The following is a 23,064-nucleotide window of genomic DNA, read 5'->3' on the forward strand; positions in this document are numbered from 1 at the left end:
ATGGTGACAGCAGTTTTTCCGGGGAGTTTCGACCCAATCACACGGGGCCACTTGGATATGATTCAACGTGCCAGTCGATTAGTTGACCGGTTGATTGTGGCCGTCATGGTCAATACGAGTAAGCAACCGTTATTTACGATGACGGAAAAAGTCGCGATGATCAGTGATGAGCTGACGGATTTACCCAACGTTGAAGTTCAGGCCGCAACTGGTTTGACCGTTGACTTTATGGCGAGTGTCCATGCGACAGTTTTGGTACGAGGTTTGCGGAATGAACAGGACTTTGGATATGAACGCGATATCGCTTGGATGAACAAGTCATTAGACGAGACGATCGAAACGATTTGCTTGATTGCACGGCCCCCGTACGCTTACTTTTCTTCCAGCTTAATTAAGGAAGTTGCCAAGATGGGAGCGGACGTTTCCAAGTACGTCCCGACCGCGGTGGCGCAAAAACTCCATCAGCGGTTAGGAACTGATCAGCATGACTAAGGGCCGGGAGTTGTTAAAACGTTACTGGGGCTTGCTGGTCGTGATACTGGTGGTACTTGCACTATTTCTAATTCCTTTACCGTACTATATTGAAGGACCCGGAAGTGCAAACAATTTGAAGACTTTTGTGACCGTCAAGCGGCATCCGGATCATCACCGGGGTAAGTTTATGTTGACCTCGGTCGCAGAAGCTCGAGCGACGCCGCTGATGTGGCTTTACGCACAATTGAATCCGCACTATGACGTGGTCAGTGCTCAGGATATGACTGGCGGTCAGGATGACGCGACTTATAATCGGGTTCAGAAGTTTTATATGCGAAGTGCAATCAACGAAGCTATCGCGACGGCGTATTCGGCTGCGCATCAGCAATACCGCAAGGTTTATCAGGGTATCTACGTTTTAACGGTTCAGTCTAATTCGAAATTTAGAAACCAGTTAAAAGTTGGCGATACGATTACGAAAGTCGATGGCCACCATTTTAATACAGCCAGTGCGTATCAGCATTATATTGGTAAGCAGGGCGTCGGACATCGAGTGACGATCACGTATCGGCGAAAGGGCCATTTGAAGCAAGCAAGTGCGCCCCTAATCAAGCTGAGCACGCACCGCGCCGGGATTGGTATCGGCCTAACTGATAATATTAAAGTGACGACGACTATTCCGGTTAAGGTTGATCCCGGACAAATCGGGGGTCCCTCGGCCGGATTGATGTTTAGCTTGCAAATCTATCAGCAATTGACTAATCAGAATTTGCGACACGGACGGAAGATTGCGGGGACCGGCACCATCGATCAAAATGGACAAGTTGGTGAAATTGGTGGTATCGACAAGAAAGTGATTGCTGCTAAGCGAGCAGGGGCGACAATTTTCTTTGCACCGTATGTGAAACCAACCAAAGTGCTTTTGGCGGTTGAAGAAAAGGGTCAAACTAACTATCAACTTGCTAAAGCGACCGCGAAAAAGTACGCGCCTAATATGAAAGTTGTTCCAGTGACCTCATTTAAACAGGCCGTTCATTATTTGCAGACACACCAATAGTAAAATTGAAATGCAAGTTAGCAAAGTTTGGGGTAAAACCCAAACTTTTTTCATGGGCAGCCGCTCCTTTTGCGTAACTATTCGCTGAAGGGGTGAAAACAAATGATAGATTGGATTAAGCTGCTCAAAATGCACTGGCGGATTGTTGGTGGTGTTACTGCCGTGATCATTATTTTGATAACGGGATGGGCACTGAGTCAACTTAAGCAGCCTGAACCCGCCGGTACGGATAATTTGTTGGCACATTCGTTCAATTCCACATCAATGGGAGGCTCGAGTCGAACGTCTGCCAATGCTGACCAGCCCGCAACGAGTACCCAACCGTCGAACGCTACACCGAGCCCAGCCCGACCAACAGGTGCTAGTTCACCCGGGTATGTCGATATTAAGGGTGCGGTTAATAAACCAGGGTTGTATCAGGTTACTGCTAGTATGCGGGTCGCGGATGTCATCCAACTGGCACAAGGCATGCAGCCACAGGCAGATGCTCGGCAGATCAACTTGGCTGCCAAAGTAACCGATCAGCAAGTGATCTACGTGCCAGCTAAGGGCGAACAGGCCCCGGCTGTTGCGCCACCAGTCGTCCAGTCAACGGGGCCTACTGGCGGAACACCAACTAGTGATCATGCGGCAACGGATAAGGTCAATCTCAACACGGCTGATGTGGCCGCGTTGCAAACGTTGAGCGGAATCGGGCAGAAGAAAGCTGAAAAAATCATTGATTATCGCCAGCAACATGGTAATTTTAAAACAATTGATGATTTGAAAAACGTCAGCGGCTTTGGAGAAAAGACTGTGGCCAAATACAAAGACCAGCTCACCGTCTAGTTTCAAAGCGCACATTTTGGTATACTACTGTCATTGAAAGTGAGGCATAAAATGATGAAAGATCAACGAATTCCATGGGATCAGTATTTTATGATGCAGGCGGTCTTATTGGCGAGTCGAAGCACGTGTGAGCGGCTTTCGGTTGGTGCCACGATTGTTCGCGACAAACGCATTATTGCGGGTGGTTACAATGGTTCAGTATCCGGCGATGTTCATTGTATCGATGAGGGGTGTTACCTTGTTGATGGGCACTGTGTTCGCACTATTCACGCGGAAATGAATGCGATTTTGCAGTGTGCAAAATTCGGTGCAGCTACGGATGGTGCTGAAATCTATGTCACTGACTTTCCATGTTTACAATGCACGAAAATGTTATTACAAGCTGGAATTCAAAAAATTCATTATTTACGTAATTATCATAACGATGCGTATGCCATGTCCTTAATTGAACGAAAACACGTGGCTTTACAACAAGTTCAGTTCGACCAATCAGATTTGGATAAGCTGAATCTTGATCAAATCTTGTTAGATCGTGACTAATTGCGCGCACTATTTTTTGCCGCCATTGCGTGCGGCTTACTTAGTAGTTGGTTAGTTGACCAACAATGGCTGGCAGCCGGATTATTATTAATTTGGTTATTGCGAGTCATCCGATTACGAGATCGACAGTGTTTGATGGTGACGATTGGCTGTGTTTTATCTTTGGCAATCTGGCTGAACTGGCAAAACCACCGTTTCGCCTCCATTGTTCAGCAGCCCAGTCAGGTGGTCACAAGCCATTTGGCTGTCCAACCCGATGCGATTACGGTGCGCGGTGGTCAGTATCAGCTGATTGCCACTAGTCCAATGGGCAAAGTACTTGTTAGAGGACAGCTGAAAAGTGCCACTGAAAAACAGTATCTGACCCAGTTTACTCACCGGACGATCTGGCACGTTCAGGGGGAAGTCGCCGCCATCGCACCTCCTACCAACCCGGGGCAGTTTAATGCGCCTAGGTATTATCGCAGTCAAGGCATCGCCCGCCAAGTGACGGTCACAGCGGTTCAACGAATAGAAATTGCGCCGCAGCGTGGTTGGCTGGTGCTACTTGATCGATTACACCAATGGCGTCAGCAATTCTTTCTAGCCTGTCAAAGATTGCCACCAACGCTTAGTCGTTATGCGACGAGTCTACTGGTTGGGATACGCCCCACAGATTTTCAGACGACAATGGGGGCCGTTCAACAGCTGGGACTATTGCATTTGTTCAGTTTGTCGGGTATGCATGTTATTTTATTAGTTAAATTCTTGCAATGGGTCTTGTTACGACTGCATCTAAGTCAGCAAGCAATCGATATTTGGTTATTAGGGCTCTTGCCAGCATACCTTGTCTTGGGCGGCGGTGCCGATAGCTTGCGGCGGGCAGTTGTAACCGCGGCTTTACCAATTATTTGGCAGTTGCTAACACATCAGTCAAGTGGGGCGTTGGGTGGTTGGAGCCTTGCCCTGATAATGGGGATTGCCCATAATCCTTTGGTATTGAGCCAATTAGGTGGTCAGCTCAGTTATGGACTAGCCTTGCTACTGATCTTAATGCCTGGTTTGCCGCCGTGGCGATTAGCAATTTGGATTCAGGTTATCAGTTTACCGGTTTTGCTTGTGGCTACGGCGCAGTGGCATCTGTGGTCCTTAGCAGTCAATTTGGTGGTTGCGCCTATTTTTAGTTGGGTATTATTACCGGTGACGGTCGTGGGGGCGAGCATTGGCTTTGGTTCTGCCAATGTCACCAGCGCGTGTGAATGGGTGTTGGTTAATTTTCAGAATTGGCTTGAGTGGGTCAGCCATTGGCCAGGCCTACTCATTATCGGTCAACCGAGTACACTGTGGGCATGGACGCTCAGTCTATTGAGTTTGTGGTTGTTACGGACACCGCGGCGTCGGTATTACTGGGGACTGTTACTGGCATATGCTTGTTTTAGTCTTAGTCTACGTTTTCCACTTCACGGTGCCGTTCAATTTATCGATGTCGGTCAGGGCGATTCGATCTTGATTCGCCAACCATTTAACCGCCAAGTGAGTTTGATCGATACTGGGGGGCAACTACACTTTTCCCGGCCACGTTGGCAGGCAGAGCAGGTACAACCGCGATCGCGTGCGGAAACGATTACGGTCAATTATTTGCACCGGCTAGGGATCACTCACTTGGATACAGTTTATTTATCACACAAGGATGTTGACCATATTGGTGATTTGGGTGAACTTTTACGCTTGATGCCGGTCAATCAAGTGGTGGTACCTGCCGGAATGGCGCGCCTGGCCAAGTTTCAAAAGCTGCTAGTGCCTGCCAGAAAGCGGCCTAAAGTGGTTGAAGCATTGGCCGGCCATACGTTTGCAGATGGATTGGTTGCGGTGCATCCGTTTAAACCGGGACGGGCTGAAAATGAAGATTCGTTGGTGCTAACGGGGGTTTTTGGTCAGCAACGTTTCATGTTTACGGGTGATCTTGACCGAGCGGGGGAGCGTGCAATCGTTGCCCGATATCCACAATTACGCGTGGACGTTTTAAAGCTAGGGCATCATGGCAGTAAAACAGCCTCGGATCCGTTAGCTTTGCGCCAATTAGGTGTGCACCACGGTATTTTATCGGTGGGTCGGCACAATCGCTATGGGCATCCGAATCAAGAAACACTAATAACTCTAGCTGAACAGCATATTGTCACTTATTCAACGGCTTTGCAGGGGATGATAACCTATCGTTTCGTTAATCATCGCCAGGGACGTTGGCAAACATTTTTAAAGGAAGGTGATCGCCATCAACGCACAACAGGCGTTAAAATCGATTCGCAACGGTGACTTGGCATCGATCTATGTTATCTTGGGAACGGTCGACTATTTGGCCGATCAGCTCAAACAGGCTTTTACGCAGCAAATTCCCAGTGAAGAACAAACGATGAACGTCGGCAGTTATGATATGGAAACGACGCCAGTAGCTGTGGCTTTAGATGATGCAATGTCGGCACCGTTTTTTGGTGAACGGCGATTAGTCTTTATTAATCACCCGTACTTTTTGACGGGTGAAAATAAGAAGACCAAGGTTGACCATGATCTGGCCTCACTACAGCACTATTTTGAACAACCGGAACCAAGTACGATTCTGGTGTTTATGGCACCCTATGAGAAATTAGATGCGCGTAAAAAGCTCGTTAAAACGTTAAAAAAACAGGCGACGACGGTTGAAGTCAACCAAGTCTCGGAGGCTGAAACGCAACGCTATGTGCAAGCGGCGTTAGATGAGAAACAGATTCGCATTGATGCGGACGCACTACAGGAACTGGTTAATCGAACTGACGGGCAGTTGGGACTGATTATGGGACAATTACCGAAGTTGATGATTTACGCAGCCCAATCCCAACGAATTGATTTAGCGGCAGTTCAGGCTTTGGTGACTAAATCACTGACGCAAAATGTTTTTGATTTGGTCAACGATGTACTTCGTTATCAGACGCAGTCAGCGGTCGAACTTTACCATGAACTGGTGGCAGCTCAGGAAGCCCCACTAAAGATCAATGCAATCTTATTAGGACAATTCCGATTGTTGCTACAGGTCAAAATTATGGCGCGTGCAGGCTATAGTCAGGGCAGCCTAGCTAGCACGCTTAAAGTGCACCCATATCGGGTCAAACTAGCCATGCAAACGGTCCGCCATTTTGATCAAGCTGCGTTACGGGCGGCGTACTTAGGACTGCTCCAAACAGAAGTACAAATGAAAACGACACAACGCGACCCGGAGTTGCTCTTTGAGTTATTTATGGTTCAATTTGTTAATGAGCGACAGGCAGCGGTCGGAACGCGGCTGTCCCGTTAGGCATTGGCTTGTTGGACAAGCGAGAACGACTATTCACGAAGGCAAAAGTAATAGTGCTTAGATATGGAGCCCAAAAAAGATGGTCGACCGGAATTCTCAGAATTCGGTCGACCATCTTTTGAGTCATTAAAGGCGATAAAAAAACGCCGTCGCAATGCTCGGGCGTAAAATTAGCTTATTTAGCGTAACGTGCAGCCATCCGTGACTTGTCACGGGCAGCTTTGTTGCGCTTGATAAGACCTTTAGAAGCAGCCTTGTCAACGGCGCTAGTTGCTGCTAAGTATAAATCGTCGACGTTGTCGGCACCAGCAGTTTTAGCAGCTTCAAATTTTTTAACAGCAGTCCGCATCGCACTCATTTGGGCGGTGTTACGGACGTTTGCTTTATTGTTTGTTTTCACGCGTTCAATAGCGGATTTGATAATTGGCATCAGATTCACCTCCATCATTTTTTCAACAAATGCTATTATACATAAGCCCCGGCTTGAATGCAACCGTTATGTGTAAAGTAATTTATCTTGATATGTATTGAAACTTGCTTTTTACTCCTTAGTTTGCTAGACTATATCAAGTGTTCAGCAACCCTTTACTTAGTTTTTCGTGCACCACCAACGATTTACTCAGTTTAGGGCAATTATTGGAAAGGTGGTTGAAACACATGGCAATTTCACGCGAAAAGAAGACGGAGCTTATTAACAAGTATGCTCGTCACGAAGGCGATACTGGTTCTGTTGAAGTCCAAGTTGCAGTTTTAACGGAAGACATCAACGAATTAAACGAACATTTACGAGTTCACAAGAAGGATTTTCATTCACAACGTGGGTTGATGAAGAAAATTGGTCACCGTCGTAACTTGTTAGCTTACCTTCGTAAAGAAGACGTTAACCGTTACCGTGACTTAATCCAAAGTCTTGGTCTTCGTCGTTAATATTGAGATTACGAGAACTGCCTGCGGGTGGTTCTTTTTTTGTGTAAAAAATTACAGAAACGATACATAAACTTTATTAAACCCAAACAACCGTTCGCTATACTTATGTTTATTCAAAAGTGAATGAGGGGATTTCATGGAAGCAATGGCAACGTTGACTCGTAACTTTCGGGTCTTATGGTTTGGCAGTTTAATCACTGATTTAGGTAACGCAATGACGTTACCGTTTATTGTGCTGTATATTCAGACATTAGGCGATTATTCAACGACCCAGTTGAATTTTCTAGGGGCAGCGGCGTTTGCCGTGACATACGCCTGCAAAGCTTTAGTCGCACCATTGTGGGGCCGATTGGCGGATCAAAAGGGGCGTAAGCTGATGTGTCTACGCGCATCTGGCATGATGACCTTAACGATTCTCGGTGTGGGACTAGCACCTAACGTGATCGTCCTCTTGATTTTACGAGCCGCACAGGGAGCGTTTTCAGGTTACATCAATAATGCTAACGCACTGATTTCGATTACCGTACCTGCGGAACAACGTGGCCAGTGGTTAAGTAAACTGGTCACTGGTAGCATCAGTGGCACATTGATGGGGCCACTTTTGGGAAGCTTGCTGGCTAATACCGTTGGCTATCGGGGGGCGTTCGTGGCTACCAGTAGTTTGATGGCGCTTGTCTTTGTCATGACCTGGTGGGGTGTTCAAGAGAAGGTGACGGCAGTTAGTCGCGCCACGTTACCACCATTGCGACCAATCTTACATCAATTGGGTGGTCGCTTTATTTGTGCCTTGCTGACATCGTTACTAGTTGTTCAGGCGACGACCAATGCGATAACACCACTGTTAAGCTTGCTGGTCGGACAGTTAGCGCCCCAAGCAACGGCGCAGACGATTATCTTGATGACAGGGATTGTGGCGGCTGCGCCGGGACTTGCCACGATTCTAATGGCTGGTCGTGTTGGGCGCATTCTGGATCGGCTGGGCGCTGGCCGTTGCTTAGTTACTTTTTTGATTTTAGCGATTGTTGACTTATTGTTGACTAGTTTGGTACATCAGGTCGCGTGGCTGGTCGGGCTACGGCTAATACTGGGAATTGCGGATGCGGCACTATTGCCCGCGCTTCAAGTGATGACAGTCGAGCATGTCCCACACGCAGCGTTTGGGCGTGTGTTTAGTTTAAATCAGTCCGCGCAAGCTTGTGGTAACGTGGTCGGCCCCGGGTTAGCCGTGATTGTTGCCAATTGGTGGGGGTATCAGTCAATCTTTATTGTTACGGCTGGATTACAGCTGATGGCATTGATGCTGTGGGTCGCGTATTTTAGTCAGCAACGACCACATTAGATTGCATTGAATGGTCTAACTATTGCTTTACTTTAAAATGTGGTAAACTGGGGAGAGTTACTTAATCGGAACAGGTACGCTGGTACTTGTAAATTTTAATAGAGGAGTTTTTAGATCATGAACTTTGCAAACGTTGATTTGATGACCGCAATGGTGACCCCTTTCGATGATCACCAACAATTGGACGAAAAGCGGTTAGCAAGTTTGATTGAACATTTATTGGCACACGGCACCCAAGGTATTCTGGTGGGTGGGACAACTGGTGAAGCACCAACGCTAACCGAAGATGAAAAATTAACCTTACTAAAGAAAGCAGCTGAGATTGTCGATGGTCGGGTACCAATCGTGGCCGGGACCGGCTCAAACAGTACCGCTGCTACCATCGCATTTACTAAGAAGGTTAGTCAGATTAAGGGGATTGATGCAGCTTTAGTGGTGGTTCCCTACTACAACAAGCCTGATCAAGCTGGTATGATTGCCCACTTTACAGCGGTTGCTGATCAAGGTGGCTTACCAGTTATTATTTATAATATTCCGGGCCGGGTTATTGTGAAGATGACCGTGGCCACGATCTTAACATTAGCACAAAATCCCAATATTATTGGGATTAAGCAGTGTGCGACGATGGAAGAGTTTGGCGCGATTGTCGAAAATGCACCGGCTGATTTTCTTGTTTATACTGGTGAAGATTCTCAGAGTTTGGCTGCCAAGGAAATTGGTGGTGCTGGGGTTATCTCAGTGGCAAGTCATATCTATGGTGACGAAATGACGGCGATGTTTAGTGCCATCGACCAGGGTGAGATTGCCACGGCCGCTAAGTATCAACGGGATTTAACACCCAAGATGAGTGCCTTGTTTAGTGCACCATCGCCATCGCCAGTTAAAGCGGCCTTAAATCATTTGGGTCAGCCGGTGGGTGAACCACGGTTACCAATCTTACCATTGAGTACTGAACAAACGGCTCAGCTTTTTAAAACATTAAACATTTAGAAGAATCAAGGTGAAATAATTGAGTAGTGAAATTCAAATTACCCCATTTGGTGGGGTCCGTGAGAACGGCAAAAACATGTATGCTGTCGAAGTCGATGGTGATATTTATATTTTAGATTGTGGGTTAAAGTACCCAGAAAATGAGTTATTAGGAATTGATATCGTGATTCCGGACTTCAGTTATTTGCGAGAAAATGCTGATCGAATCGTCGGTGTCTTTTTGACCCACGGCCACGCTGATGCCATTGGTGCGTTACCGTACTTTTTGAATGAGTTCAACGTTCCCGTGTTTGGTTCAGAGCTAACCATTGAGTTGGCAAAAATTCAATTGCAAAAGGACCCTAAAGCTAAAAACTTTAATGACTTCCACATCATTAATGAGAAGACAGAAATTGATTTTGGCACGGTCACGGTTTCGTTTTTCCGCACGACCCATTCGATTCCAGATTCAATGGGAATCGTGTTGCAAACCAGTGCCGGTGAGGTCGTTTATACCGGTGACTTTAAGTTTGATCCGACGGCCGCAGGCGACTATCAGACTGATTTTGCGCGGTTGGCGGAGATTGGATCAAAAGGCGTCTTGGCGTTACTTAGTGATTCAGCTAATGCAGAAAATTATGAACAGCCGGTCAGTGAACGTGAAATTGCGGCCTATGTTTTAGAAACGTTTAAATATCATCCAGGACGGATCATTGTCGCTTCAGTTGCATCCAATATCTTGCGTATTCAGCAAGTTTTAGATGCCGCTGCAAAGTCTAATCGGAAAGTCGCTTTAATGCCTGGTGACGTTGAGAGTATCGTGAAGACCGCAATCGATTTAGGCAAGTTACACATGCCTGAAGACGTTGTCGTGCCACTTAAAGCCATTGATAAACTTAAACCTGAACAAATCGTGATTTTACAAACGGGCCGAATGGGCGAACCTATTAAGGCCTTACAACGGATGGCTAATAAGCAGGAGAGCAAGGTCAATATCGAAAAGGGTGATCTGGTATTTATTACTACCACACCGTCACATTCGATGGAAACCGTGGTTGCCAAGACCCGTGATATGATTTATCGTGCTGATGCGGACGTTAAGGCGATTGCTGATGAAATGAATTCCTCCGGCCATGCCGCTAAACGTGACTTGCAAATGATGATCAACATGATGAAGCCCCAATATTTCATTCCGATTCAAGGGGAGTATCGTCTGTTGGATGCTCATGCGGACTTTGCACGTGAAGTTGGAATTCCGGACGACCATGTCCTGATCGCAGCCAAGGGTGACCAGTTACGTTATGACGGTGATACCATGCACTTGGCCGGTTCAATCGAAGTCGGCGATACGATGATCGATGGCATCGGGGTCGGTGACATTGGAAACATTGTGTTACGTGACCGCAAGATTTTGTCTGAAGACGGTATTTTCGTGGCAGTGGTCACGATTGATCGCAAAAAGAAGAAAATTATTGCGACTCCTAAGATTACTTCACGGGGCTTCGTCTACGTCAAGACTAGTAAAGACTTGATGCAAGAGAGCGCTGAGTTAGTCAAAACGACGGTGCAAGAAAATCTCGATAATAAAGAGTTTGATTGGGGCCATTTAAAACAGGCTGTCCGTGAGAAGTTGAACCATTATTTATGGGACCAGACCAAGCGGCACCCAGTTATTTTACCGGTTATTATGGAAGTTAATCAGCATCATCGGCGTACAAAGAAGGCTAAACCAGCCAAACCAGTCGAGACTGAATCTAAAGCTTAGTATTAAAAAAGTCGGAAGCTACTTCCGACTTTTTTGGTTACAATGAAGAGGAGGAAGGTTCAATGACAATAGCTGAAACACAATTGGCCGCCGAACAAGCCAGTCGAGCTCAGGATTGGTCCAAGGCGGCTAGTTTGTGGGAGCAAGTGTATCAGGCACAGCAAACGGTACCAGTTAATTACGAATTGGTCCAAGCGTTGGTGGCTGATCAACAATATGTGGCAGCAGCTAATTATGCCAGTGAGTTTGAAGCGCAGTATTTAGCAACCGATGCGGCCGCAGATCTGTATCTGAATGCATTGGTTGCTAATCATGACTTCATTTCTGCCCACATTATGATCAAGGCACGCCCAACGAGTGCGTGGACTACGGCTGCAAGCACAATTTTAAAAGCGGCGGAGAGTACGGCTGAGCGAACGCTAGGATCGACATTGACCACAACAATGCGTCATTTTTATCATTTATCTGACCAGCCCGTCCAGAAACAGGTGGCAGGTTTGCAAGCAGCCCGTCACCTGCCATATGAGCACTATCTGACGGCAGCCAAGTTTCTATTAGTAGATCCGTTTTTGCATCCCTTAACACGAGTAGAAGTGTTATATACACTGTACCAATTGCAAGTATCAGAGACGGTCAAGATGCAGTGGCTACTGGATGAGAAGATGTTGACACTGTGTCCAGCAAAGTTAGTCGCACTCGGTCAGGACGAGACGAGCAAGGCCGTTTACCATGCTTTGAAAGTGCGACTTGGTAATCAAGATGTCTTTTTATATGAAAGCTTACGAGACCTTTTACAATTGCAATTAATGTATTTATATCCATGCGCTGCACAGGTTATTACAGATTCCACGGCTTGGATCGATCTTTTGATCAGTTTGCAAACTGGGCAGACGATAACGCCGTCTGATGATCAAACTGAAAAAATGATGAAAATTCAGCAAAAAATTCAGCAATTTAGCCTTGATTTACAATCATAAGCGTGCGTAATAAGAATTTACTAACAAAAATTCAATTTTTTGAATAATATCTGTTTACAAATCAGATTAGGCTATATATAATATTTAAGGATTCTCAGTGATGGGTGCGCGATTTGGCCTTTTCACTAGGATGTAGTATAATACTAACTAAAGAATTGTTGAGACCATTTTGGCCTCGACGTTATTCTTGCGAAAATCACAGGAGGTTTCATTAATGGCAAAAGAACATTATGAAAGAACAAAACCCCATGTAAACATTGGTACTATTGGCCACGTTGACCATGGGAAGACTACTTTGACCGCTGCAATCACTAAGGTATTAGCATCTAAGGGCTTGGCTAAAGAACAAGACTTTGCTTCTATCGATGCTGCTCCGGAAGAACGTGAACGTGGTATTACTATCAACACTGCCCACGTTGAATACGAAACTGAAAAGCGTCACTACGCTCATATCGATGCCCCAGGACATGCTGACTACGTTAAGAACATGATTACTGGTGCCGCTCAAATGGACGGTGCGATCTTAGTTGTTGCCGCAACTGATGGTCCTATGCCACAAACGCGTGAACACATCCTCTTGGCTCGCCAAGTTGGTGTTGACTATATCGTTGTCTTCTTAAACAAGACTGATCTTGTTGACGATGACGAATTAGTTGACTTGGTTGAAATGGAAGTACGTGAATTACTTTCAGAATACGATTTCCCTGGTGACGATATTCCTGTTATCCGTGGTTCAGCGCTTAAAGCACTTGAAGGCGACCCAGAACAAGAAAAGGTTATCATGCACTTAATGGATGTTGTTGATGAATACATCCCAACTCCAGTTCGTGATACTGAAAAGCCTTTCTTGATGCCTGTTGAAGACGTCTTCTCAATCACTGGTCGTGGGACTGTTGCTTCTGGTCGTATCGATCGTGGGACTGTTAAGGTCGGCGACGAAGTTGAAATCGTTGGTTTACACGAAGATGTTCTTAAGTCAACTGTTACGGGTCTTGAAATGTTCCGTAAGACACTTGACTTAGGTGAAGCCGGGGATAACGTTGGTGCGTTATTACGTGGTGTTAACCGTGAACAAGTTGTTCGTGGCCAAGTTTTGGCTAAGCCAGGTTCGATCCAAACCCACAAGAAGTTCAAGGGTGAAGTTTATATCTTGAGCAAAGAAGAAGGTGGCCGTCATACGCCATTCTTCTCAAACTATCGTCCACAATTCTACTTCCACACCACTGATATCACTGGTGTTATTGAATTGCCAGACGGCGTTGAAATGGTTATGCCTGGTGACAACGTAACGTTCACTGTTGAATTGATTCAACCAGCTGCCATCGAAAAGGGTACCAAGTTCACGGTTCGTGAAGGTGGTCATACTGTCGGTGCCGGTGTTGTTTCAGAAATTGATGACTAATCTCTAACTGATTTTCATTGATTGATCTAAGCGACTTGGAAGTCTTCTTCCAAGTCGCTTTTTTTAAGAAAAACGAACAATAAATCGCGAGCTTATGCGCTTTTTTAGCCAATTTGGTTTACTTTACGGTGTCGATAGGTTAAACTTAACAAGTATGCAATTGACTAGAATTGTAGAAATTATAATGTTTCGGAGGGAATACAATGGCTGCAAAGTGGGAAAAGAAAGAAGGCAACCAAGGCGAATTAACATTCGAAATTGGTGCTGATAAAATTAGTGAAGGTATCGACAAGGCCTTCCAACGGACTAAAAAGAACTTAAATGTTCCTGGTTTCCGTAAGGGTAAGGTTCCACGTCAAATCTTCAATCAAATGTATGGTGAAGAAGCACTTTATCAAGATGCTTTAAACATCGTGCTCCCAGAGGCATATGAAGAAGCAATCAAGGAAACTGAAATCGAACCAGTTGATCAACCTCAAATCGATGTTGATAGCATGGAAAAAGGTAAGCCTTGGGTATTAAAGGCCGTTGTAACGGTTAAACCAGAAGTTAAGCTTGGTCAATACAAGGAACTTAGTGTAACGCGTCAAAATACTCGCGTTTATGCTAAGGATGTTGATGCCGAATTAGAATCACGGCGTGAAAAACAAGCTGAATTAGTTTTGAAGGAAGACCAACCAGCCGCTAAGGGCGATACGGTGGTTATTGATTTCAAAGGATTCGTTGATGGCGAACCATTTGAAGGTGGCGAATCAGAAAACTACTCACTTGAATTAGGTTCTAACTCATTCATCCCTGGTTTTGAAGACCAATTAGTTGGTGTCAAGGCTGGCGACGAAACTGAAGTTAAGGTAACGTTCCCTAAGGATTACCAAGCTGAAGACTTACAAAACAAAGAAGCCACTTTCAAAGTGACAGTTCATGAAGTCAAGACTAAGGAACTCCCTGAATTAGATGACGAATTTGCCAAGGATGTTGACGAAGATGTTGACACACTTGAAGAATTAAAAGCTAAGATCAAGGACGAACTTAAGGAACAAAAGGAATCCGCTGCACATGATGCCATTGAAGACGAAGCTTTAAACCAAGCGGTTGACAATGCTGAAATTCAAGCAATTCCTGATGCCATGAAAGAAGACGATATTCATCGTCAAATGGATCAATACTTGGCTAATATGCAACAACAAGGTATCGATCCAAAGACTTACTACAAGTTGACTGGTACTACTGAAGACGACTTGCACAAGCAATTTGCTGCTGATGCTGAACGCCGGGTTAAGACTAACTTGGTCTTAGAAGCGGTTGTTGAAGCTGAAAACATCAAGCCATCTCAGGATGAAATTGCGGCCGAAGTTAAGGATTTAGCTAGTCAATACAACATGGAAGAAAGTGCTGTTCGTGGTGCTTTAACGGATGACATGTTGTCACATGACATTGCGATTCGCCAAGCCGTTGACTTGATTGCGGATTCTGCTAAGCAAAATGCCAAAGCAGAAGACAAAAAAGACGACAGCGACAAGAACTAATTAATTCAATTAGATACAAGTCGAGGGTCTTGGAAGAATAATTCTTCCGAGACCCTTTTACATAGCGCCAGCTAATCGTAAGATTAATTTAATAGCTATTTGGCTGACGCCTGTGATTTACTGCGAGAATCATTCGGTTTTCAAAGTGGTTAGCCGGATGATTGAACAGATAATTTCGGGTTTAGGTTCGTCCATGTTATAGTAGTGGACGTAGAAGACAGTGCCTAAGCTGGTTTTAGCTCAGTTTTTCTGTTATGATTAATCCATGTAAATACATCGATGAGGTGAGAATGAATGTTTGAAAATACCGAGACAAACGGCCCTGTGAACTGCTCATTTTGTGGTAAATCACAAGATCAAGTTAAAAAGATCGTGGCTGGCCCCGGCGTTTATATCTGTAATGAATGTATCGATTTATGTAAAGAAATTATCGATGAAGAGTTTAGCGAAGAACAAACCCATGAATTAACAGATATCCCAACGCCAAAGGAAATTGTAGACGAGTTAGACCAATACGTGATCGGCCAAAATGAAGCTAAGCGGACCCTATCAGTTGCGGTTTATAACCACTACAAGCGGGTTAAGGCCATGGCTGATAATGATGAAGAGACCGAAGATGGTCCTGAATTACAAAAGAGTAATATTAGCTTAGTGGGACCAACTGGTTCTGGTAAGACTTTCTTAGCTCAGAGTTTAGCGCGAATTTTGGATGTGCCATTTGCTATTGCGGATGCCACGACGTTAACCGAAGCCGGCTATGTTGGTGAAGACGTTGAAAATATTTTGCTGAAATTACTGCAAAATGCGGATTACGACGTTGAACGTGCCGAAAAAGGGATTATTTATATTGATGAAATCGATAAGATCGCCAAGAAGAGTGAAAATGTCTCAATTACACGGGATGTTTCCGGTGAAGGGGTTCAACAAGCCCTCTTGAAGATTTTGGAAGGTACGATTGCCAATGTGCCACCGCAGGGCGGGCGTAAGCATCCCCAACAAGAGTTTATTCAAATTGACACGACCAACATTTTATTCATCGTTGGTGGGGCCTTTGATGGAATCGAAGACATCGTCAAACGTCGCCTAGGCGATAAAACGATTGGTTTCGGTACGGACACCGATGGTAAGAATGCCGTTCTAGACGATTCCAAGAGTCTCATGCAACAAGTTGTGCCAGAAGACCTCTTACAATTCGGTTTAATTCCTGAATTTATTGGGCGCCTTCCAATCTTGACTGCGCTAGAACGTTTAACGGAAGATGATTTGGTCCGGATCTTAACGGAACCAAAGAATGCGCTTGTCAAGCAATATCAACGCCTAATTGCTCTAGACGGTGCAGAATTAGACTTTAACGATGACGCTTTACGTGCCATCGCGCAAGAAGCCTTAGCACGTAATACTGGTGCTCGGGGTCTACGCTCGATTATTGAAGACACGATGCGGGACATTATGTATGATATTCCAAGTCGTGAAGATGTTAAAAAGGTGATTATTACTCGCGAGACGGTTGCTGATCACGCTGAACCAGAACTGGTTTTAGCTGATCAAAAAGCTTCCTAACGTTTCGTTCAGAAGATCAATAGACATTACTCAGGACCGCGATGAGTTTTCATTCGCGGTCCTGAGTGCTGTTTAAATCGAATTTGAGCGCGGATGACAACCCGCTGCAAAAATTATGGTAAAATGAATGCAATACGATTGCAGAAGGAGTTAATTCGATGGAAGTGCATAACGTTGAACTTGTCATGAGCGCGGTAGCGCCGAGCCAGTACCCGACTACTGGGTTTCCAGAAATTGGGTTAGCGGGGCGCTCTAACGTCGGAAAATCATCCCTGATTAATGTGTTGATTAACCGCAATAGCTATGCGCGGACGTCTAGTCAACCTGGGAAGACCCAAACACTGAACTTTTATAAAGTTGAAGATCAATTATACTTCGTCGATGTTCCGGGATACGGTTATGCTAAGGTATCTAAGAAGGAACGTGAGAAGTGGGGACAAATGATTGAGACGTATCTAACAAGCCGAGAGACACTGCGAGGTGTCGTTATTCTAGTCGATGCACGTCATGCGCCAACTAAAGACGATGTCGCAATGTACGAATGGATGCGTTACTATGAGATGCCATTACTGGTCGTGGCAACTAAGAGTGATAAAATTCCGCGTGGTAAGTGGAACAAACAGGAAAGTTTAATTAAAAAGACGCTTAACTTCCAAGCTGAAGACGATTTTATCGCCTTTTCAGCTAAGACCAAAGAAGGCAAGGATGCTGTTTGGCAATGGATCGAAGCGCACACTGTGGGAGGCAACTAACTTGGAATTTAATGAGTATCAGTCGTTAGCAAATCGGACATTATATGGTAATGAGCAGGTGCTGACGAACTTATCGCTGGGATTAGCTTCAGAGACTGGTCAAGTCGTTGACTTAGTCAAAAAGTATACGTTTCATGGTGAACGTTTGAATAAAGATCAGCTGACGAAACAGATGGGCGATGTGTTATGGTACTTATCACAAGTTGCTGAATGGGCGGATATTCCGTTCGAAGAAGTTGCGCAACAAAATATTGTTAAACTCAACGATAAGTACCCGAATGGTAAACCAGTTAAATAGTCGGTGAAGAGTGGTCTAACCTGAAGAGTTGGGCTGTCAGCAGGTAAGGCTGGCAGCCCAACTCTTTTTTATTGCGACGGACGACCACATATCATTTGCAAAAATTGTGTCATTATTGAGTTCGGCTGTTTATTTTTACTTTTCTAGGTAAATTAATTGCATTTGCAGCTGAAATAGCGTAAATTAAAGACTGTAAAAGAGTTGTGCACAACTTAAATGTTTTTGAAACGGAAAGGATGCTTAACTATGAAGATTAATATCAAAGACGATGCTCAAGCCTACCTTGCAGATAAGATTCCGGCAGGGAGTCAAGTAATTTTAACAACTGACGATGGTTCTAACAAATATTCGAGTTTAGGCGGTAGCTGTGCCATTGGTAATAAGTTTCAGTTAGTTATTCTTAAAGCCGCTGATCCCGACTATACCACGCCATTAGAAAATAATGCTGGTTATGTGATGCACGTTGCACCGGCTGATGAAGCCTACTTGGGGAACGGCCTCAACATTTCTCGCTGGCATAATGCTTTAGCGCTCAAGGATGATAGCGGGATGCTCGACGGTGCTTTGGCTGTTGTTGATTGGCGCGATGTTTCACCAGAAACGGAAGCAGAGCGGCGCGAAAAGATGCAAACAATCGGGACTAAAATTTGCTAAATAGTTATTCAAATAAAAACGCGATGGCTAACTGCCATTGCGTTTTTTTTGACTGCTATTTATGGGCGTCCTTTTTATCAGCTGCCTTATTTTCTTTGCGTTTAGCATGTTCGTCAATAGTATCCTGAACCGCTTTAGTGGTGAGTTTATCCTTATCGTCAGGACCAATGGCAAACTTGTCGAATAGCTTATCAAGGTTATCTTGACGCTGTACTTTTAAACTCATAAAATCATTCCTTTCGATTAACGCCTATCATAGCAAATTTCCGACAATTTGTCAGTTATTCGTCTTTTATGCACAATCAATGGGTCAAAACGTGTATAAACGACTTATTTATGCATAAAATAAAGAAATTCTCAAAAATACTTGCATAAATAATCATATGCGGTTATACTTTATTCTTGTAAATTACAAAACGAGGAGAATACCTATGAAAAAAAGATTTGGGTGGTTTTTAGCCATTATTGTGGCCCTGATCATGACCGTCGTCCCACTCGGACAGACGCAACATGCGCAAGCGGCCGATAATTCATTAGAACAAATTCAGAAAAAGGGCGTCTTAGTAATGGGGACGTCGCCTGATTATCCACCGTATGAGTTTCAAGCAACGGTCAACGGTAAGAGTAAGATCGTTGGGATGGATGTTCAGATTGGGAAACAAGTTGCTAAGGATCTGGGCGTGAAACTGAAGATCAAATCCATGTCATTTGACTCATTGCTAGTGGCACTCCAAACTGGCAAGGTTGATATGATTATCTCTGGGATGAACCCAACCCCTTCACGGCGGAAAAATGTTGATTTTACCCACGTTTATTATCAAGGTGGCTACGATATTGTCATCAATAAGACTGATAAGGGCAAGTACAAGAATAAGAATTCATTCAAGAATGGCACGTTGGGTGCCCAAACTGGAACGACTCAATATAATGCCGTCAAAAACCAAACGACTGCCAAGGCTAAAGGGATGACTTCACAATCTGATCTGATTTTGGCACTTCAGAGTCACAAAGTTGATGGGGTTGCTATGGAAAAGCCTTCTGCAGAAGCCTATGTTGCAAACAATAAGAGTTTGGTTGCTATTCCTAGTGACTTCAACATGAGCTCTAGTGCAACGAGTTCGGCGATCGCATTTCGGAAAGGTTCAACTAGTCTTGTTAACAAAGTCAATAAGACCGTTGATCGGATTAAGAAACAGAACCTCGTTAAAAAGCAATACTTACCGGCAGCCGGCAAGTATTTGAAGACCAATACCGTTAATACGTCAATGGGACATTACTGGAAGGCTTTTGCAACCGGGATCGAATATACGTTAATCATTACGGTTTGCTCCGTTTTCTTCGGTTTTATCATCGGTATTTTATTGGCATTAGCACGGATGGCTAAAGGAAATCCACTTAAGACTGCCATTCGGTGGTTAGCAACTGCGTATGTTGAATTTATTCGTGGGACGCCAATGATGGTCCAAGTGATGTTTGTGTACTTCGGACTTGGGTTATTCGTCAATTTACCAGCACTGACTTCTGGGATTATTGCGATTTCCTTGAACTCTGGTGCGTACGTTGCTGAATATATTCGTGGCGGGATTAATTCCGTCGATGTTGGGCAGACGGAAGCTGCTCGGAGTTTAGGAATGTCCAACGGTGAAACGATGCGTTACGTGGTCTTGCCACAAGCATTGAAGAACATTTGGCCATCACTTGGGAACGAATTTATTACGTTGATCAAGGATAGTTCCATCGTTTCGATTATTGGGGTCACTGAATTAATTTATCAAAGTAACATTGTTCGTTCAGATACGTACCGGGGGGTTGCACCGATCGTTGTTATTATGGTGCTATACTTCATCTTAACCTTTACCGCTTCACGGATCTTGAACTACTTCGAAAGGAGAATGCAACATGACTAAACCAGTAATTGAAGTTAAAGACCTTGCGAAGAGCTTCGGTGAAAATGACGTTTTAAAGGATATTACAGAAAAAGTTGAACCCGGTCAGGTGATCGTGGTGATTGGTCCTTCTGGTGGTGGGAAGAGTACCTTCTTACGTTGTTTAAACTTACTCGAGACGCCCACAAGTGGTCAAGTCGCTTTCGAAGGTCAAGATCTCACAACTTTGGATACGAAGAGTGTTAACGCGCTACGTGAAAAAATGGGAATGGTTTTCCAAGGGTTTAATCTATTTCCCAACATGACTGTATTGGAAAACATTAAATTGGCGCCGATGAAGGTCAAGCATGTCGATGATGCCGCGGCGACTAAGCAAGCGCACGAATTATTGCAACGCGTTGGGTTGGACGATCATGCGGATGCCTTTCCAAGTAGTCTTTCAGGTGGTCAGGCTCAACGGGTGGCGATTGCTCGTGCGTTGGCGATGAACCCTGAAGTGATGCTGTTTGACGAACCAACGTCTGCCTTGGACCCGGAAATGGTTGGGGAAGTGTTAAACGTGATGCAAGAACTTGCTAAGGATGGGATGACCATGGTTGTGGTCACTCACGAAATGGGTTTTGCTAAGTCAGTAGCGGATCGAATCTGGTTCATGGCTGATGGCTATATTCAGGAGAATAATACGCCTGAGGAATTCTTTGCGAACCCGCAAACAGAGCGGGCCCAAGATTTTCTTTCTAAAATTTTGATGTAAACAACACATAACCGGTAATCAGCTCAGTTGCTGATTACCGGTTTTTTGCTACACTGTGATCAGTAGCGACAGTGATGAATAGTCGGTCATAATAAAAATCATATTTCCGGGCTGTTTGGTTGAGCCCCATGCTAGCAGGCGGTATACTAATAATGCTAATCTAAATGAAGGGAAGGTGTGTTATGGCATCCGCGCATATTGAACATAAGTTATCCTTGTTACCGGACTTACCAGGATGTTATCTGATGAAGAACTTAAACAGTCAGATCATTTATGTGGGTAAGGCCAAGAACTTGAAAAATCGGGTGCGTTCATATTTCAAAAGCAGCCATACTGGTAAGACCGCGCGGTTAGTATCAGAGATTGCGGACTTTGAGTTTATTGTGACCTCAACGGATAAGGAAGCCTTCCTGCTAGAAATTACGTTAATTCAAAAACATCAACCGTACTTTAATATTAAATTAAAAAAGGGAACCGGTTATCCGTACATTAAGATTACCAATGAACGAGACCCCCAGATCCTGATCGTCAGTGATGTTCGTAAAGATGGTGGCTACTACTTTGGGCCATATCCCAATGTTTACGCGGCTCAGGAAACGGTCAATTTTATTCAGAAGGTCTATCCGTTGCGGCGTTGCCATGGTTTCCAGAAGCGGCCGTGTCTCTATTATCATATGGGCCAATGCTTGGGAGCTTGCTTTAAAACGGTGCCGGTGGCAGAATATGACGCTCAGATCAAGCGGATTAAATCCTTTTTGAATGGTCACGTTGAAACGGTCAAGAAGCAGTTAACTAAACGAATGGATCAAGCGGCCGCTGACCTAGAATTTGAACGAGCCGCTGAATTACGTGATCAACTGAATTATATTGAAATGACGGTTGAAAAGCAGAAAATTATTTCAAACGATAATACGCCCCGCGACCTGTTTAATTTCTATCTTGATAAAGGCTGGCTTTCGATTCAGGTCTTCTTTATTCGGCAAGCGCGGTTGATGAAGCGCGAGAAACGCTTGTTCCCAGTAGTGTCAACTGCACCTGAAGAAATGACGAGCTTTATCTTGCAATTTTATAATCGCAAAAATAACGTTCTACCACGCGAAGTTTTAGTCCCCAACGGTCTTGATAAGCAGGTCCTGAGTGACATTCTCGGAATTCCGGTAAGGACCCCTCAACGCGGCCAGAAAAAGGATTTGCTGGACATGGCACAAAAAAATGCTCGAATCGTCTTAGAAGAGAAGTTCCGGTTGTTGGAATTGGATGAGCGCAAGACGACGGGGGCGATGCAAGAAATCACGGATGCTTTAGGCATTCCTGCTGGTCATAAAATTGAGGCTTTTGACCACTCTCATATTCAGGGGGCCGACTTGGTTTCTGCCATGGTCGTCTTCATGGACGGGCAACCGAATAAAAAATTGTATCGGAAATATAAGTTGCGGACGGTCGATCATGCTGATGAAGCTGCATCGACCCGTGAAGTGATTCGGCGGCGCTATACACGGCTACTGAAGGAGCATGCAGCATTGCCCGACCTGATTTTGATGGATGGTGGCGAGATCCAGCTGGAAGCCGCTAAGGACGTCTTAGAGAACGAATTAGGGATTGCAACGCCAGTCGCGGCAATGGTCAAAAATGACCATCATAAGACGGCGGACCTACTCGCTTCTGCTGGTGATCAGCATTTGCATCTAGATCCGAAGAGTCAAGGATTTTATTTATTACAACGGATTCAAGATGAAGTGCACCGCTTTGCGATTACGTTTCACCGACAAGTCCATACCAAACATTCATTGAGTTCGCGCTTGGACGAGATCCCCGGGGTTGGGCCGAAGACGCGTAATAAGTTGTTGCGTAAATTTGGATCGATGAGTAAAATTGCTGGTGCCTCACTGGAAGAGATTCAGTCCCTGGGAATTGCTAAAAACGTTGCACAAACTGTCAAATTTTCATTAGCCGGTGGTGGTGTAACACCGAAGCATTATCAAAAGGGCGCCACATAGTTGTCATCTGGCTAACTAATGTAATTAATGTTAAGAAGACCATCTAGTTTTCACG

22 protein-coding genes are annotated in these 23,064 nt (G+C 44.8%); 20 read left to right on the plus strand and 2 right to left on the minus strand.

Translation table 11 applies throughout. From position 1 onward, the window contains the following. From coaD to holA, 6 genes are all read left to right on the plus strand, one after another. The gene (gene coaD / locus ACWQAU_RS10565) at positions 1–492 is read left to right on the plus strand and encodes a pantetheine-phosphate adenylyltransferase (protein WP_003644584.1); all 492 of its coding nucleotides are present in this window, start codon (positions 1–3) and stop codon (positions 490–492) included. Continuing rightward, a complete protein-coding gene (locus ACWQAU_RS10570; RefSeq protein WP_027821343.1) occupies positions 485–1,531 on the plus strand; it encodes a SepM family pheromone-processing serine protease in 1,047 nt (348 codons plus the stop codon). Before coaD ends, ACWQAU_RS10570 begins: the two co-directional genes overlap by 8 nt. Positions 1,532–1,633: 102 nt before the next feature. Then, on the plus strand, positions 1,634–2,359 hold the full coding sequence (locus ACWQAU_RS10575; RefSeq protein WP_053338961.1) for a helix-hairpin-helix domain-containing protein: 726 nt from the start codon (positions 1,634–1,636) through the stop codon (positions 2,357–2,359). Between the two features lie 54 nt (positions 2,360–2,413). Next, positions 2,414–2,899 carry a ComE operon protein 2 gene (locus ACWQAU_RS10580; protein WP_003645663.1) on the plus strand — a complete coding sequence of 162 codons (486 nt, stop codon included), beginning with the start codon at positions 2,414–2,416 and terminating at the stop codon, positions 2,897–2,899. Then, positions 2,900–5,191 (plus strand): DNA internalization-related competence protein ComEC/Rec2, encoded by a 2,292-nt coding sequence (locus ACWQAU_RS10585; RefSeq protein ID WP_027821341.1) that lies wholly within the window; start codon positions 2,900–2,902, stop codon positions 5,189–5,191. It begins immediately after the preceding gene. Then, positions 5,142–6,203 (plus strand): DNA polymerase III subunit delta, encoded by a 1,062-nt coding sequence (gene holA / locus ACWQAU_RS10590; RefSeq protein ID WP_003640804.1) that lies wholly within the window; start codon positions 5,142–5,144, stop codon positions 6,201–6,203. The genes ACWQAU_RS10585 and holA overlap by 50 nt, the downstream gene beginning before the upstream one ends. Before the next feature lie 175 nt (positions 6,204–6,378). Here the strand turns inward: holA and rpsT are convergent, their stop codons facing one another. Further along, a complete protein-coding gene (rpsT, locus tag ACWQAU_RS10595) occupies positions 6,379–6,633 on the minus strand; it encodes a 30S ribosomal protein S20 (protein WP_003645660.1) in 255 nt (84 codons plus the stop codon). A 227-nt stretch (positions 6,634–6,860) separates the two neighbouring features. On the opposite strand from rpsT, the gene rpsO reads away from it, so the two are divergent. The 11 genes from rpsO to ACWQAU_RS10650 all read left to right on the plus strand — a co-directional run bounded on the left by rpsO (position 6,861) and on the right by ACWQAU_RS10650 (position 18,372). After that, positions 6,861–7,130, plus strand: a complete 270-nt coding sequence (gene rpsO, locus ACWQAU_RS10600; RefSeq protein WP_003639022.1) for a 30S ribosomal protein S15 — start codon at positions 6,861–6,863, stop codon at positions 7,128–7,130. A gap of 136 nt (positions 7,131–7,266) precedes the next feature. Then, entirely contained in the window at positions 7,267–8,469 is a 1,203-nt protein-coding gene (locus ACWQAU_RS10605) for an MFS transporter (RefSeq protein WP_027821339.1), read from the plus strand. Between the two features lie 117 nt (positions 8,470–8,586). After that, on the plus strand, positions 8,587–9,459 hold the full coding sequence (gene dapA, locus ACWQAU_RS10610) for a 4-hydroxy-tetrahydrodipicolinate synthase (protein ID WP_003640801.1): 873 nt from the start codon (positions 8,587–8,589) through the stop codon (positions 9,457–9,459). 19 nt (positions 9,460–9,478) lie between these two features. Continuing rightward, positions 9,479–11,203, plus strand: a complete 1,725-nt coding sequence (locus ACWQAU_RS10615; protein WP_003640800.1) for a ribonuclease J — start codon at positions 9,479–9,481, stop codon at positions 11,201–11,203. Positions 11,204–11,265: 62 nt separating this feature from the next. After that, positions 11,266–12,180 (plus strand): hypothetical protein, encoded by a 915-nt coding sequence (locus tag ACWQAU_RS10620; protein WP_027821338.1) that lies wholly within the window; start codon positions 11,266–11,268, stop codon positions 12,178–12,180. Between the two features lie 214 nt (positions 12,181–12,394). Beyond that, positions 12,395–13,582: an elongation factor Tu gene (gene tuf, locus ACWQAU_RS10625; RefSeq protein WP_003640798.1), complete on the plus strand. Its 1,188-nt coding sequence runs from the start codon at positions 12,395–12,397 to the stop codon at positions 13,580–13,582. A gap of 203 nt (positions 13,583–13,785) precedes the next feature. Then, entirely contained in the window at positions 13,786–15,108 is a 1,323-nt protein-coding gene (gene tig, locus ACWQAU_RS10630; protein ID WP_003640797.1) for a trigger factor, read from the plus strand. 294 nt (positions 15,109–15,402) lie between these two features. Next, entirely contained in the window at positions 15,403–16,668 is a 1,266-nt protein-coding gene (gene clpX / locus ACWQAU_RS10635; RefSeq protein ID WP_003640796.1) for an ATP-dependent Clp protease ATP-binding subunit ClpX, read from the plus strand. A 158-nt stretch (positions 16,669–16,826) separates the two neighbouring features. Continuing rightward, positions 16,827–17,420: a ribosome biogenesis GTP-binding protein YihA/YsxC gene (gene yihA, locus ACWQAU_RS10640; protein WP_003640795.1), complete on the plus strand. Its 594-nt coding sequence runs from the start codon at positions 16,827–16,829 to the stop codon at positions 17,418–17,420. 1 nt (position 17,421) lies between these two features. Then, positions 17,422–17,718 (plus strand): nucleoside triphosphate pyrophosphohydrolase family protein, encoded by a 297-nt coding sequence (locus ACWQAU_RS10645; RefSeq protein ID WP_003640794.1) that lies wholly within the window; start codon positions 17,422–17,424, stop codon positions 17,716–17,718. Positions 17,719–17,964: 246 nt separating this feature from the next. Further along, positions 17,965–18,372, plus strand: a complete 408-nt coding sequence (locus tag ACWQAU_RS10650) for an iron-sulfur cluster biosynthesis family protein (protein WP_003644577.1) — start codon at positions 17,965–17,967, stop codon at positions 18,370–18,372. Between the two features lie 55 nt (positions 18,373–18,427). On the opposite strand, the gene ACWQAU_RS10655 is transcribed toward ACWQAU_RS10650, so the two are convergent. Further along, the gene (locus ACWQAU_RS10655) at positions 18,428–18,598 is read right to left on the minus strand and encodes an SPJ_0845 family protein (protein WP_003640792.1); all 171 of its coding nucleotides are present in this window, start codon (positions 18,596–18,598) and stop codon (positions 18,428–18,430) included. A 205-nt stretch (positions 18,599–18,803) separates the two neighbouring features. Here ACWQAU_RS10655 and ACWQAU_RS10660 point away from each other — a divergent pair, with 205 nt between their 5' ends. The 3 genes from ACWQAU_RS10660 (at position 18,804) to uvrC (ending at position 23,009) form a co-directional block, all read left to right on the plus strand. Continuing rightward, on the plus strand, positions 18,804–20,279 hold the full coding sequence (locus ACWQAU_RS10660; protein WP_003640791.1) for an ABC transporter substrate-binding protein/permease: 1,476 nt from the start codon (positions 18,804–18,806) through the stop codon (positions 20,277–20,279). Beyond that, complete coding sequence (locus ACWQAU_RS10665; RefSeq protein WP_003640790.1) at positions 20,272–21,012, plus strand: amino acid ABC transporter ATP-binding protein; 741 nt, start codon at positions 20,272–20,274, stop codon at positions 21,010–21,012. The genes ACWQAU_RS10660 and ACWQAU_RS10665 overlap by 8 nt, the downstream gene beginning before the upstream one ends. A gap of 182 nt (positions 21,013–21,194) precedes the next feature. Further along, positions 21,195–23,009 (plus strand): excinuclease ABC subunit UvrC, encoded by a 1,815-nt coding sequence (gene uvrC, locus ACWQAU_RS10670; protein ID WP_027821337.1) that lies wholly within the window; start codon positions 21,195–21,197, stop codon positions 23,007–23,009. The last annotated feature ends 55 nt before the right edge of the window (positions 23,010–23,064 follow it).

It is taken from the genome of Lactiplantibacillus sp. 3062 (assembly GCF_055413545.1).

What these genes read in the sequence shown, in the direction of transcription:
- clpX (WP_003640796.1), top strand. Translation starts at nt 15,403, where the DNA reads ATGTTTGAAAATACCGAGACAAACGGCCCTGTGAACTGCTCATTTTGT.
- ACWQAU_RS10570 (WP_027821343.1), top strand. Translation starts at nt 485, where the DNA reads ATGACTAAGGGCCGGGAGTTGTTAAAACGTTACTGGGGCTTGCTGGTC.
- ACWQAU_RS10580 (WP_003645663.1), top strand. Translation starts at nt 2,414, where the DNA reads ATGAAAGATCAACGAATTCCATGGGATCAGTATTTTATGATGCAGGCG.
- tuf (WP_003640798.1), top strand. Translation starts at nt 12,395, where the DNA reads ATGGCAAAAGAACATTATGAAAGAACAAAACCCCATGTAAACATTGGT.
- rpsT (WP_003645660.1), bottom strand. Translation starts at nt 6,633, where the DNA reads ATGCCAATTATCAAATCCGCTATTGAACGCGTGAAAACAAACAATAAA.
- ACWQAU_RS10665 (WP_003640790.1), top strand. Translation starts at nt 20,272, where the DNA reads ATGACTAAACCAGTAATTGAAGTTAAAGACCTTGCGAAGAGCTTCGGT.
- ACWQAU_RS10575 (WP_053338961.1), top strand. Translation starts at nt 1,634, where the DNA reads ATGATAGATTGGATTAAGCTGCTCAAAATGCACTGGCGGATTGTTGGT.
- ACWQAU_RS10650 (WP_003644577.1), top strand. Translation starts at nt 17,965, where the DNA reads ATGAAGATTAATATCAAAGACGATGCTCAAGCCTACCTTGCAGATAAG.
- ACWQAU_RS10605 (WP_027821339.1), top strand. Translation starts at nt 7,267, where the DNA reads ATGGAAGCAATGGCAACGTTGACTCGTAACTTTCGGGTCTTATGGTTT.
- dapA (WP_003640801.1), top strand. Translation starts at nt 8,587, where the DNA reads ATGAACTTTGCAAACGTTGATTTGATGACCGCAATGGTGACCCCTTTC.
- uvrC (WP_027821337.1), top strand. Translation starts at nt 21,195, where the DNA reads ATGGCATCCGCGCATATTGAACATAAGTTATCCTTGTTACCGGACTTA.
- yihA (WP_003640795.1), top strand. Translation starts at nt 16,827, where the DNA reads ATGGAAGTGCATAACGTTGAACTTGTCATGAGCGCGGTAGCGCCGAGC.
- rpsO (WP_003639022.1), top strand. Translation starts at nt 6,861, where the DNA reads ATGGCAATTTCACGCGAAAAGAAGACGGAGCTTATTAACAAGTATGCT.
- tig (WP_003640797.1), top strand. Translation starts at nt 13,786, where the DNA reads ATGGCTGCAAAGTGGGAAAAGAAAGAAGGCAACCAAGGCGAATTAACA.
- ACWQAU_RS10660 (WP_003640791.1), top strand. Translation starts at nt 18,804, where the DNA reads ATGAAAAAAAGATTTGGGTGGTTTTTAGCCATTATTGTGGCCCTGATC.
- ACWQAU_RS10655 (WP_003640792.1), bottom strand. Translation starts at nt 18,598, where the DNA reads ATGAGTTTAAAAGTACAGCGTCAAGATAACCTTGATAAGCTATTCGAC.
- coaD (WP_003644584.1), top strand. Translation starts at nt 1, where the DNA reads ATGGTGACAGCAGTTTTTCCGGGGAGTTTCGACCCAATCACACGGGGC.
- ACWQAU_RS10620 (WP_027821338.1), top strand. Translation starts at nt 11,266, where the DNA reads ATGACAATAGCTGAAACACAATTGGCCGCCGAACAAGCCAGTCGAGCT.